Origin of the sequence: Streptomyces sp. NPDC002734, from assembly GCF_040295685.1 — a bacterium.
Taxonomy (GTDB): Bacteria; Actinomycetota; Actinomycetes; order Streptomycetales; family Streptomycetaceae; genus Streptomyces.
This window is the reverse complement of sequence record NZ_JBEOVU010000011.1, coordinates 179,279-191,935: the sequence shown is the minus strand read 5'-3', so window position 1 is coordinate 191,935 and position 12,657 is coordinate 179,279. Positions and strand designations below refer to the sequence as shown.

At 74.6% G+C, this 12,657-nt stretch carries 10 protein-coding genes; 8 read left to right on the top strand and 2 right to left on the bottom strand.

Annotated features, from left to right (window positions below; translation table 11 throughout):
- Positions 1-43 precede the first annotated feature (43 nt).
- Positions 44-886 (bottom strand): LAVTG motif-containing sortase-dependent surface protein, encoded by an 843-nt coding sequence (locus ABT026_RS12930; RefSeq protein ID WP_351114265.1) that lies wholly within the window; start codon positions 884-886, stop codon positions 44-46.
- Between the two features lie 638 nt (positions 887-1,524).
- On the opposite strand from ABT026_RS12930, the gene ABT026_RS12925 reads away from it, so the two are divergent.
- Both ABT026_RS12925 and ABT026_RS12920 read left to right on the top strand, forming a co-directional pair.
- Positions 1,525-2,934: an NAD-dependent malic enzyme gene (locus ABT026_RS12925; RefSeq protein ID WP_351114264.1), complete on the top strand. Its 1,410-nt coding sequence runs from the start codon at positions 1,525-1,527 to the stop codon at positions 2,932-2,934.
- A 339-nt stretch (positions 2,935-3,273) separates the two neighbouring features.
- Positions 3,274-3,555, top strand: coding sequence for an HU family DNA-binding protein (locus tag ABT026_RS12920; protein WP_108955122.1), 282 nt, complete (start codon positions 3,274-3,276; stop codon positions 3,553-3,555).
- 88 nt (positions 3,556-3,643) lie between these two features.
- On the opposite strand, the gene murA is transcribed toward ABT026_RS12920, so the two are convergent.
- Entirely contained in the window at positions 3,644-4,990 is a 1,347-nt protein-coding gene (gene murA, locus ABT026_RS12915; protein WP_351114263.1) for a UDP-N-acetylglucosamine 1-carboxyvinyltransferase, read from the bottom strand.
- Between the two features lie 266 nt (positions 4,991-5,256).
- On the opposite strand from murA, the gene ABT026_RS12910 reads away from it, so the two are divergent.
- From ABT026_RS12910 to ABT026_RS12885, 6 genes are all read left to right on the top strand, one after another.
- Entirely contained in the window at positions 5,257-5,817 is a 561-nt protein-coding gene (locus ABT026_RS12910; protein ID WP_351114262.1) for a YqgE/AlgH family protein, read from the top strand.
- 73 nt (positions 5,818-5,890) lie between these two features.
- Complete coding sequence (locus ABT026_RS12905; RefSeq protein WP_170145114.1) at positions 5,891-6,187, top strand: DUF3039 domain-containing protein; 297 nt, start codon at positions 5,891-5,893, stop codon at positions 6,185-6,187.
- 32 nt (positions 6,188-6,219) lie between these two features.
- A complete protein-coding gene (locus tag ABT026_RS12900) occupies positions 6,220-7,821 on the top strand; it encodes a beta-N-acetylhexosaminidase (RefSeq protein ID WP_351114261.1) in 1,602 nt (533 codons plus the stop codon).
- Positions 7,822-8,048: 227 nt separating this feature from the next.
- Positions 8,049-9,062, top strand: coding sequence for an FAD binding domain-containing protein (locus ABT026_RS12895; protein WP_502967960.1), 1,014 nt, complete (start codon positions 8,049-8,051; stop codon positions 9,060-9,062).
- Positions 9,059-10,345, top strand: a complete 1,287-nt coding sequence (locus ABT026_RS12890; protein ID WP_351114259.1) for a (2Fe-2S)-binding protein — start codon at positions 9,059-9,061, stop codon at positions 10,343-10,345. The genes ABT026_RS12895 and ABT026_RS12890 overlap by 4 nt, the downstream gene beginning before the upstream one ends.
- A complete protein-coding gene (locus ABT026_RS12885) occupies positions 10,342-12,633 on the top strand; it encodes a molybdopterin cofactor-binding domain-containing protein (RefSeq protein ID WP_351114257.1) in 2,292 nt (763 codons plus the stop codon). The genes ABT026_RS12890 and ABT026_RS12885 overlap by 4 nt, the downstream gene beginning before the upstream one ends.
- Positions 12,634-12,657 lie beyond the last annotated feature (24 nt).

Below are 12,657 nucleotides of genomic sequence, written 5' to 3'. Positions count from 1 at the left end.
CGGACCGCGAGCGCGGTCCGGGCCTCCTGGCGTGTGCGGGGCGTCAGCTGCCGGCACCCGCGCGACGGTTGCGGATCACGATCGCGCCGCCGGCCGCCAGCAGCAGGGCCGCGGCGAAGGCGAGGCCGACGGCCGGACCGGCGCCGGTCTCGGCGAGGTCGCCCTCGGCGGGAGCGGCGGTGGCCTCCTGCGTCGGCTCGGCGCCGGTCGGCGCCTCGGTCGGCTGACCGGTGGCGCCGCCCTCGGTGCCGCCGCCGGGCTGCTCGTCGCAGTCCTGCTCGTCACCGGTGCCGGTGCACGGCGGCGTCTGGCAGTCCTGCTCGTCGCCCGCGCCGCCCTGCTGCTCCTCGCACGGCTGCTCCTCGCCCGGGTTCTCCCCGCCGGGGTTCTCCTCGCCCGGGTTCTCCCCACCCGGGTTCTCCTCGCCCGGGTTCTCCCCACCCGGGTTCTCCTCGCCCGGCTGCTCCGGGGCGGCGGAGGCGGGGCAGGTGTGGGAGAGGTTGAAGTACTTCACGTCCGCGCCCTCGGTCTCGGCCACGGCCGCGACCAGCTTCGCGCCCGGCTCGGAGGCCGCGTAGGCGTGCTTGTCGCTCGGCGGGCCGAAGTCGGTGATCACCTGCTCGCCACCGGGCTCGAAGGTGACGGTCAGCTTGGTGAAGACGGTCGAGTTGCCCGGCAGCACGAAGTGCCAGCCGTCCTTGCCGGCGGGAACGGTGGGGCAGTCGCCGTTCTGGAAGCCGCCGGCCGTGAGGGGCAGGTCCTGGCGGATCTGCTCGGTGTGGTTCTCCGCGCCGGTGGCAGCGGCGGGGACGGCCGCGCCGGCGAGCAGGAGGGTCGCCGCGAGGGGAAGCGCGGAGGCCCAACGGGGAAGTGAGCGGTGAGACATGGGGGCACCTCTGGCACAGAAGCGGATGAGTGTGGCCGAGAGAGCGAGCTTCCTGTCCCTAAGTGATCACGGTCAAGACGCGAAAGGATCAGTTGACGGCCTTGTCCCGCTTTGCTCCGGACAACGATTGCGTAACGGAAGGTTTACGGACCGTCCGGTGATCCTCGGCCACGGTGGCGGAAAACGCCCCGCGACCCTGGCGTGGCCGGAAGCGTTTGTTAGCCTTGAACGTGACACCGGCCCGATCCAAGCCCCCGGGCCCAACCTTCGTCGCTACGAGCGACCACTTGCCGCGAGGCGAGCATGGCGGGTCGGTGTCACCTCTCCACTTCAGGGAATCAGGGACCCATGTCACCCACGGGCGGCATGGGTCCTCGTCGTTCCCGGACGCGGCCGCGGGCGGCCGCGGGCGGACGGGGCCTTTCGGCGCCTTCCCGGGTGAACTGTGACGAACCTCCCCCGACTAACGCCTACTCGTCGGTAGGTGCGACGATCGGACGGCAGATTCGATTCCGCCACCGCCCGCCGCCCGCCTTCGGCGACGACGCCCGGCCTCGCGGCGGCAGCGGCGGCCGCACCTGCGGCAACGGCGACAACAGCAGTACACGCAGTACACGCGAAAGCAGAGGAACTCCGCCATGGCAACGGCGCCCAGCGTCTCCTACTCGATGACCATCCGGCTGGAGGTGCCCGCGAGCGGAACCGCCGTGTCGCAGCTCACCACCGCCGTGGAGTCCTCCGGAGGCTCGGTGACCGGCCTCGACGTCACCGCCTCGGGGCACGAGAAGCTCCGGATCGACGTCACGATCGCCGCCACCTCCACCGCGCACGCCGACGAGATCGTCGAGAACCTGCGCACCATCGAGGGCGTCACGCTGGGCAAGGTCTCCGACCGTACGTTCCTCATGCACCTCGGCGGCAAGATCGAGATGGCGTCGAAGCACCCCATTCGCAACCGTGACGACCTCTCCATGGTCTACACGCCGGGCGTGGCGCGGGTGTGCATGGCCATCGCGGAGAACCCCGAGGACGCCCGCCGCCTGACCATCAAGCGCAACGCGGTCGCCGTCGTCACCGACGGCTCGGCCGTGCTGGGCCTCGGCAACATCGGCCCCAAGGCCGCCCTTCCGGTGATGGAGGGCAAGGCCGCCCTCTTCAAGCGGTTCGCGGGCATCGACGCCTGGCCGATCTGCCTGGACACCCAGGACTCCGACGCCATCGTCGAGATCGTCAAGGCGATCGCCCCGGGCTTCGCCGGCATCAACCTCGAGGACATCTCCGCGCCCCGCTGCTTCGAGATCGAGGCCCGCCTGCGCGAGGCCCTGGACATCCCGGTCTTCCACGACGACCAGCACGGCACCGCCATCGTGGTGCTGGCGGCGCTCACCAACGCGCTGCGGGTGGTCGGCAAGCCCATCGACGACGTCCGCGTCGTCATGTCCGGCGCCGGCGCGGCCGGCACCGCCATCCTGAAGCTGCTGCTGGCGGCCGGCGTGAAGAACGCCGTGGTCGCCGACATCCACGGCGTGGTGCACGCCGGCCGTCACGACCTGGTCGACGCCGAGCCCGGCTCGGCGCTGCGCTGGATCGCCGACAACACCAACCCGGAGAACCTCACCGGCACCCTCAAGGAGGCCGTGCGCGGCGCGGACGTCTTCATCGGCGTCTCCGCCCCCAACGTCCTGGACGGCGCCGACGTGGCCGCGATGGCCGACGACGCCGTCGTCTTCGCGCTCGCGAACCCCGACCCGGAGGTCGACCCGGCGGTCGCCCGGCAGACCGCCGCGGTGGTCGCCACCGGCCGCTCCGACTTCCCGAACCAGATCAACAACGTGCTGGTCTTCCCCGGCGTCTTCCGCGGCCTGCTGGACGCGCAGTCCCGCACGGTCGACACCGGCATGATGCTGGCCGCCGCGACGGCGCTGGCCGACGTGGTCACCGAGGACGAGCTGAACGCGAACTACATCGTCCCGAGCGTCTTCAACGACAAGGTCGCCGGAGCGGTCGCCGGGGCGGTCCGCCGGGCCGCGGAGTCCGTCCAGGGCTGACCCGCCCGGGTTCCGCCCCGCCCCGCCGGACCCGTCCGGCGGGGCGGGGCGGACACTGTCGGCGGCAGGACGTAACGTGAGGGGGCATCGCGGCCGGAGCCGCCGCGTGCGGTGGCCACGCCACGCGTACGTGTGACTCCCCGCCGTGTTCGTCGGTGCCGGATTGGCTTTAGCGCCGCAGGTGGGGGCAGGATGCCTCTCTGGGCGCGAGGGTCCGACCACGGACCCGGGTGCGTGGGGCTCTCCGGTGACCCTGGCAGCATCGGCTTCGCTGTGCCCGACATGCGGCCTGGCCGCGTGGCCCGCCTCAACGGCAAGAAGAAACACGGGAGTAAGAACATGAACCGCAGTGAGCTGGTGGCCGCGCTGGCCGACCGCGCCGAGGTGACCCGCAAGGACGCCGACGCCGTTCTGGCCGCGTTCGCCGAGGTTGTCGGCGACATCGTCGCCAAGGGCGACGAGAAGGTCACGATCCCCGGCTTCCTGACCTTCGAGCGCACCCACCGTGCCGCTCGCACCGCCCGCAACCCGCAGACCGGTGAGCCGATCCAGATTCCGGCCGGCTACAGCGTCAAGGTCTCCGCGGGCAGCAAGCTGAAGGAAGCCGCCAAGGGCAAGTGACCCGGCCGGCTCAGGCAGCGTGAAGGGCGGCCACCCCCTGGGGGGTGGCCGCCCTTCTGCGTGCGCGCGGGGCCCGGGGCCCGCCGGCTCAGCCGAGCGGCTTGCCGGGGAGCTCCACCTTGGCGCCCAGGGCGACGAGCTTCTCCATGAAGTTCTCGTAGCCGCGGTTGATCAGCTCGATGCCGTGGACCTTCGAGGTGCCCTCGGCGGCCAGCGCGGCGATCAGGTACGAGAACCCGCCCCGCAGGTCGGGGATGACCAGGTCCGCGCCCTGCAGCCGGGTCGGGCCCGACACCACCGCGGAGTGCAGGAAGTTCCGCTGCCCGAACCGGCAGTGGGAGCCGCCCAGGCACTCGCGGTAGAGCTGGATGTGCGCGCCCATCTGGTTCAGCGCGGAGGTGAAGCCGAGGCGGGACTCGTAGACCGTCTCGTGGATGATCGACAGGCCGGTGGCCTGCGTCAGGGCGACGACCAGCGGCTGCTGCCAGTCCGTCTGGAAACCGGGGTGGACGTCCGTCTCCAGCGCGATCGACTTCAGCTCGCCGCCGGGGTGCCAGAAGCGGATGCCCTCGTCGTCGATCTCGAAGGCGCCGCCGACCTTCCGGTAGGTGTTCAGGAAGGTCATCATCGACCGCTGCTGCGCGCCGCGGACGTAGATGTTGCCGCGCGTGGCCAGCGCCGCGGAGGCCCACGAGGCGGCCTCCAGGCGGTCCGGCAGGGCGCGGTGGGTGTAGCCGCCCAGCTCGTCGACACCGGTGATCCGGATGGTCCGGTCGGTGTCCATCGCGATGATCGCGCCCATCTTCTGCAGCACGCAGATGAGGTCCTCGATCTCCGGCTCGACCGCCGCGTTGGAGAGCTCGGTCACACCCTCGGCCAGCACGGCCGTCAGCAGCACCTGCTCGGTGGCGCCCACCGACGGGTAGGGCAGCCGGATCTTGGTGCCGCGCAGCCGCTGCGGGGCCTCCAGGTACTGGCCGTCGGCCCGCTTCTCGATGCGCGCGCCGAACTGCCGCAGCACCTCGAAGTGGAAGTCGATCGGCCGGCCGCCGATGTCGCAGCCGCCCAGGCCCGGGATGAAGGCGTGGCCCAGGCGGTGCAGCAGCGGGCCGCACAGCAGGATCGGGATGCGGGAGGAGCCGGCGTGCGCGTCGATGTCGGCGACGTTCGCGCTCTCCACGTGGGACGGGTCCATGACCAGCTCGCCCGGCTCCTCGCCGGGACGGACCGTCACGCCGTGCAGCTGGAGCAGACCCCGCACGACGCGGACGTCGCGGATGTCGGGGACGTTGCGCAGCCGGCTCGGGCCGGAACCGAGGAGGGCGGCGACCATGGCCTTCGGCACGAGGTTCTTCGCACCGCGGACACGGATCTCGCCCTCCAGCGGGGTGCCGCCATGGACAAGGAGTACGTCGTCAGAGCCGTTGACGGTCATGAATCTCGCGTTCCGATCGGATGGGCAGGGGGCCGGAAGGCCGTTTCTGGGGCGCGTCCGGAGAGCTAGCGTAATGGCCGCCCGCCGCGTTGACGGAAGTCCGAGCCCGGGAGCCCGCACCCTGGCCTCCGTCGGCGATCGGCCGGCCGGCACGCAGGTGAACGGTGGGGAACGAGGTGCGTACACGGCGTCACCGGAACGTGTCGTTCACCCTGGTACCCCCTCCGGCGCTTCCCAGGCCGGCCCGATGCGCCATCATGGCGGGCATGACCGAGGTGTCCTCGCTCACAGGCCGGCTGCTCGTCGCGACGCCCGCGCTGGCGGACCCCCACTTCGCGCGCGCCGTGGTGCTCCTGCTCGACCACGACGGCCAGGGCACGCTGGGCGTGGTGCTCAACCGGCCGACGCCGGTCGACGTGGCCGACATCCTCGACGACTGGGCGCGGTACGCGGGCGAACCGCCGGTCGTCTTCCAGGGCGGGCTGGTCCAGCTCGACTCCGCGCTGGGCGTCGCCGTGGTCCCGGGCGGCGAGGGCCCGCCGGGCTGGCGGCGGGTGCACGGCGCCATCGGCCTGGTCGACCTGGAGACGCCGCCCGAGACGCTGGGCGCGGCGCTCGGCTCGCTGCGGATCTTCGCCGGGTACGCCGGGTGGGGTCCGGGCCAGCTGGAGGACGAGCTGACCGAGGGCGCCTGGTACGTCGTCGAGTCCGAACCGGGGGACGTCTCCTCGCCCGCCCCCGAGCGGCTGTGGCGTGACGTGCTGCGCCGCCAGCGCGGCGAGCTGGCCATGATCGCCACCTACCCGGACGACCCCTCCCTCAACTGACGCCCGCGGGGCCGCCCGGAAGCGGCGTTTGGCCCTGCCGCCACCGGCACTCGTCCCGGTACTCTTGGCACCCATGAGCACTCTCGAGCCCGAGCGCGGCACCGGCACCGGCACGCTGGTCGAACCGACCCCGAAGACGTCGCACGGCGACGGCGACCACGAGCGCTTCGCCCACTACGTCCAGAAGGACAAGATCATGGCGAGCGCGCTGGACGGCACGCCCGTCGTGGCGCTCTGCGGCAAGGTCTGGGTACCGGGGCGCGACCCCAAGAAGTACCCGGTGTGCCCCATGTGCAAGGAGATCTACGAGTCCATGGGCGCCGGCGGCGACGACCAGGGCGGCAAGGGCGGCGGCAAGGGCGGCAAGTAGCCGGACCCCCGCCCCGTCCGCGCCGCGTGACCATGCGCCGAACGAACACCGCCGGCCTCGTGCCGCTCCCCGTGACCGCCGGGCTCCCCGGCGGTCACGGCTGTGTGCTGGAGCAGGACACCACCCTGTGGGCGGCGCCCGGCACCGAGCACGTCGCCCACTGGCTGCGCTCCGTCCTCGGCGCCGTGTACGCGCTGCCGCTGCCGCCCGGCCCCGCCGACCGCGGCCTGCGCCTGCTGCTCGACGACGGCCTCGCGCCCGAGGCGTACCGGCTGCGGGCCGGCGCGGACACCGGCGTGGAGATCGTGGGCGGATCCCCGGCCGGCGTCTTCTGGGGCGCCCAGACGCTGCGTCAGCTGCTCGGGCCCGACGCCTTCCGCCGCGCCCCCGTGCGCCCCGGACAGGCCGCCGTCGTCCCCGCCGTGCGGATCGAGGACGCGCCCCGGTTCCGCTGGCGCGGGCTGCTGCTCGACGTCGCCCGGCACTTCATGCCCAAGGACGGCGTGCTGCGGATCGTCGACCTGATGGCCGCCCACAAGCTGAACGTCCTGCACCTGCACCTCACCGACGACCAGGGCTGGCGGATCGAGATCCGCCGCCACCCCCGGCTCACCGAGGCCGGCGCCTGGCGCCCGCGCACCAAGCTGGGCCACCGCGCCTCCCCGCTGTGGGACGAGCGCCCGCACGGCGGCTTCTACACCCAGGACGACCTGCGGGAGATCGTCGCCTACGCGGCGGCGCGGCACGTGAGCGTCGTGCCCGAGATCGACCTGCCCGGGCACTCGCAGGCCGCCGTCGCCGCCTACCCCGAGCTGGGCAACACCGACGTGGTGGACACCGCCGCGCTCGGCGTGTGGGACACCTGGGGCATCAGCCCGAACGTCCTCGCCCCCACCGAGCGGGTGCTGCGCTTCTACGAGGAGGTGCTGGAGGAGGTTCTGGAGATCTTTCCGTCGCCTTTCGTGCACCTCGGCGGGGACGAGTGCCCCAAGGAGCAGTGGCGCGCCTCCGCGGTGGCGCAGGCGCGGATCCGCGAGCTGGGCGTCGGCGACGAGGACGGGCTTCAGGCCTGGTTCATGGGCCACTTCGCCCGGTGGCTGGCCGAGCGGGGCCGGCGGATGACCGGCTGGGACGAGATCCTCGACGGCGGCCGCCCGCTGCCGCCCGGGGTCGTGGTGTCGTCGTGGCGGGGCTACGAGGGCGGTCTCGCGGCGGCCCGGGCCGGCCACGACGTGGTCGTCTGCCCCGAGCAGCACGTGTACCTCGACCACCGCCAGGCGGCGGGTGACGACGAACCGGTGCCGCTGGGGTTCGTCCGTACGGTGGAGGACGTCCACGCCTTCGACCCGGCGCCCGGCGAGCTCGCCGGGTACCCGGAGCGGGTTCTGGGGGCGCAGGCCAACCTGTGGACCGAGGTCGTCGAGGACGGCCGGCGGGCCGACTACCAGCTCTTCCCGCGGCTCGCGGCCTTCGCCGAGGTCGTCTGGTCCGCGGACCGGCGCGACTTCCCCGAACGGCTCGCCGCCCACCTGCCCCGCCTGGGCGCCTTCGGCGTCGAACACCGCCCCGTCGACGGGCCCCACCCCTGGCAGCGCCGCCCCGGCCTGGCCGGCCGCCCCCTGCCGGGGCCGTGACGCGCCGCCTGCCGTCGGGGGCGGTGACGCGCCGCTTGCCGCAGGGGCCGTGACGCGCCGCTCCCGCCCGGGCGGTGAGCCGTCTGCTGCCGGGGGCGGTGACGCGCCGCTTGCCGCAAGGGCCGTGGCGCGCCGTGCCGGGCGCCGGGGCCCCGCCGCCGACCGCCGCGATCCCCGGGCGGCATGCCCGGCAAAGGAGCGGGGGGTGGCGACAGGTGGGCACGGGGATGTGCCAGAGTTGCCACGTCCGCCCTGTCAGCACGTACCGTACGGCCATAGGCCGCGGAACAGGCACGAGGCGGTTCCAGGCCGGGGGAAGCGGGAAGGGGCAAGCCGGTTTGACCACGCACACACCGCACGCGCCGCAGGCGCCGCAGGCCGTCACCCTGCCCGCCTCGCTGGACGAGGCCGTCGACGCGCTCGCCGCCACGCCCACCGCCGTCCCCGTCGCCGGGGGCACCGATCTGATGGCCGCCGTCAACTCCGGCCGCCTGCGCCCCTCCGCCCTCGTCGGCCTCGGCCGCATCGCCGAGATCCGCGGCTGGCAGTACCAGGACGGACACGCCCTGCTCGGCGCCGGTCTCACCCACGCCCGCATGGGCCGCCCCGACTTCGCCGCGCTGATCCCCGGCCTGGCCGCCGCCGCCCGCACGGCCGGACCGCCGCAGATCCGCAACGCCGGCACCCTCGGCGGCAACATCGCCTCCGCCGCGCCCACCGGCGACGCGCTGCCGGTGCTGGCCGCGCTGGAGGCCACGGTGATCGTCGCCGGCCCCGGCGGCGCCCGCCGCGAGGTGCCCGTCTCCCACCTGCTGGCCGGCGTGGAGATGCTCCGCGGCGGCGAACTGATCGGCTACGTGCGGGTCCCGCTGCTGCACGCCCCGCAGGTGTTCCTGAAGGCGACCGGCCGCACCGGCCCCGGCCGGGCCAGCGCCTCCGTCGCCCTGGTCCTCGACCCGGCCCGCCGCTCGGTGCGCTGCGCGGTCGGGGCCGTCGCCCCGATGCCGCTGCGGCCGCTGGAGGCCGAGCAGTGGATCGCCGGCCTCATCGACTGGGACGACAACCGGGCCCTGGTCCCGGACGCCGTCACCGCCTTCGGCGACTACGTGGCCGCCGCCTGCATCCCCGACCCGGCCCCCGCCGAGGACGGCTCCGTGCAGCAGCTGCCGCCCGCCGTCCTGCACCTGCGGCGCACCGTCGCCGCGCTGGCCCGGCGAGCACTGGGGAGGGCTCTGTCGTGACCGACGACCAGCACGAGGGGAACGAGACCCCGGGCGGCCCGAGCCGCTGGGACCCGCTGCCCCAGGGCGAGTACGACGACGGCGCCACCGCCTTCGTGCAGCTGCCCGAGGGCGGCATCGACGCGCTGCTCGCCGCCCCCGGCCACGGCTTCGTGCCGCCGCGCATAACGGCGGTCCCGCACGCCGCGGACACCGCCGACCCGGCCGCGCCCACGCCGCCCGCCGCCTGGCACCAGCCGGACGCCGTGCCGCACCCGCCGGACGCGGGCCCGCACCAGGACACCGGCCACCACCAGGCCGCCGCGGCGCCGCAGAGCCAGGAGATCCCCGCCCAGTGGTCCGACGCCGCGGGCTACCCGGACGCCGGCCACCAGTGGGGACAGACCGAGAAGCCCTACGACACCGGCGCGTGGAACACCGCCCACGCCCCCGGCGCCTGGGAGTCCGACCACGCCCAGGCGTGGATCCCGCAGCAGCACCCCGAGGACGCCTCGGAGCGGCCGCCGCAGGCCCCCGGGCACGAGGACACCGGCGCCGCGCCCTCCGACGAGGTCCCGGGCGAGGCGCCCGTGACCGAGCACGCCGGGGCCGTGGAGGTCGCCGATCCCTACGCGGCCGACGCGGCCGACGAGGCCGCGTCGGACACGGACGCCGACGACGAGCCGCCCCTGCACGCCCCGCTCCACGACGACCACCCCCTCGCCTCCTACGTGCTGCGCGTCAACGGCGCGGACCGCCCCGTCACCGACGCGTGGCTCGGCGAGTCGCTGCTCTACGTGCTGCGCGAGCGGCTCGGCCTGGCCGGCGCCAAGGACGGCTGCTCGCAGGGCGAGTGCGGCGCCTGCAACGTGCAGGTGGACGGCCGGCTGGTCGCCTCCTGCCTGGTGCCCGCCGTGACCACGGCCGGCAGCGAGGTGCGCACCGTCGAGGGACTGCCGGACGAGACCGGGCAGCCCTCCGACGTGCAGCGCGCGCTGGCCCGCTGCGGGGCCGTGCAGTGCGGGTTCTGCATCCCCGGCATGGCGATGACCGTGCACGACCTGCTCGAACGCAACCCCGCGCCGACCCGCCTGGACGCCCGCACCGCGCTCAGCGGCAACCTCTGCCGCTGCTCCGGCTACGGCGGCGTGCTGGACGCCGTGGAGGAGGTCGTCGCCGAGCGCCGCGCCCGGCAGGAGGCGGAGGCCGAGGCCGGGACGGGCGGCGAGAGCCATCACCACGACGGCGCGGCCGCCGCGTCCGCCGCCGTGTACGAGGACGCCGAGGACGGAGGCCACGCGTGAGCTACGACACCGTCGCCGTCGACGCCGACGGAGGCCTTCCGTTCCACGGCATCGGCGCGTCCGTGCCCCGTGACGACGTCGACGCCAAGACGTCCGGCACCTTCGCCTACGCCGCCGACCTGTGGGCCGAGGGTCTGCTGTGGGCCGCTGTGCTCCGCTCCCCGCACCCGCACGCGCGGATCCTGTCCGTCGACACCACGCACGCCCGCGAGATGCCCGGCGTGCACGCCGTGATCACCGCCGAGGACGTGCCCGGCGAGGCGCTGCACGGGCGGGGCAGGGGCGACCGCCCGGTCTTCGCCTCCGAGGTCGTGCGCCACCACGGCGAGGCGATCGCCGCGGTCGCCGCCGACCACCCCGACACGGCGCGGATGGCGGCCGCCGCGGTGATGGTCGAGTACGAGATCCTCGAACCGGTCACCGATCCCGAGCACGCCTTCGAGGCCGAGCCGCTGCACCCCGACGGCAACCTGCTGCGGCACATCCCGCTGCGCCGCGGCGACCCGGAGGCCACCGGGGAGATCGTCGTCGAGGGCACCTACCGGATCGGCCGTCAGGACCCCGCCCCCGTCGGCGCGGAGGCCGGCCTGGCCGTGCCGCGGCCGGACGGCGGCGTCGAGTTCTACGTCGGCTCCACCGACCCGCACGCCCACCGTGACGCGGCCGCCGCCTGCTTCGGCCTGGAGCCCGAGCGGGTCAGGGTCGTCGTCACCGGCGTGCCCGGCGCGGACGCCGACCGCGAGGACCCCGCCTTCCTGCTGCCGCTCGGCCTGCTCGCGCTGCGCACCGGCTGCCCGGTGAAACTGGCGGCGAGCCGCGAGGACTCCTTCCTCGGCCACACCCACCGCCACCCGACGCTGCTGCGCTACCGGCACCACGCCGACGCACAGGGGCGGCTGGTCAAGGTGGAGGCGCAGATCCTGCTGGACGGCGGCGCGTACGCGGACTCCTCCGCCGAGGCGCTGGCCGCCGCGGTCTCCTTCGCCTGCGGCCCGTACGTGGTGCCCAACGCGTTCGTCGAGGGCTGGGCGGTGCGCACCAACAACCCGCCGTCCGGGTACGTCCGCGGCGAGGGCGCGATGCAGGTGTGCGCGGCCTACGAGGCGCAGATGGACAAGGTCGCCCGCAAGCTGGGCGCCGACCCGGCCGAGGTGCGGGCCCGCAACGTGCTCGCCACCGGCGACGTGCTGCCCACCGGGCAGACCGTGACCTGCCCCGCCCCGGTCGCCGAGCTGCTGGCCGCGGTGCGGGAGGCGCCGATGCCGGAGCTGCCCAAGGACACCCCGGTCGAGGAGTGGCTGCTGCCCGGCGGCCCGGAGGGTCCCGGCGACCCGTCCGCGGTGCGGCGCGGCGTCGGCTACGGGCTCGGCATGGTGCACCTGCTGGGCGCGGAGGGCTCCGACGAGGTCGCCACCGCGACGGTGAAGGTGAAGGACGGCGTGGGCACGGTGCTGTGCGCCGCGGTCGAGTACGGGCAGGGCTTCACCACGCTGGCCCGGCAGATCGTGCAGGAGGTCCTCGGCCTCGAGGACGTCGTGGTCGCCCCCGTCGACACCGACCAGCCGCCGGCCGGCGCGGGCAGCCGGGGCCGGCACACCTGGGTCTCGGCGGGCGCCGTCGAGCGCGCCGCGAAGATGGTCCGCACGCAGCTGCTGCAGCCGCTGGCCGACAAGTTCGGCATGTCCACGGAGCTGCTGCAGATCAGCGAGGGGAAGATCACCTCGTACGACGGGCTGCTGTCCACCACGGTGGTCGAGGCGCTGGAGGGCAGCGAACTCTGGGCCACCGCGCAGTGCCGCCCCCACCCGACGGAGCCGCTGGACGCGGACGGGCAGGGCGACGCCTACGTCGGTCTCGTCTTCTGCGCGGTGCGGGCGGTCGTCGACGTGGACGTCGAGGTCGGCGCGGTGCGGGTGGTCGAGCTGGCGGTCGCGCAGGACGTGGGGCGGGTGCTGAACCCCGCCCAGGTGCGGGCCCGGATCGAGGCGGGGCTCACGCAGGGCGTGGGCATCGCGCTCACCGAGAACCTCCGCACCCAGCGGGGCCTGGTGCGCCACCCCGACCTGGGCGGGTACGCGCTGCCGACCGCGCTGGACGCGCCGGACGTGCGGCTGGTCCGGCTCGTCGAGGAGCGTGACGTGGTCGCCCCGTTCGGCGCCAAGTCCGTCTCCACGGTGCCGGTGGTGACCGCGCCGGCCGCCATCGCCTCCGCCGTCCGCGCCGCCACGGGCCGCCTCGTCAACCGCCTCCCCATCCGCCCCCAGGCCGCGGTCGTCACAGGACAGTAGCGCGGGCCCCCGGCCCCTTCGCCC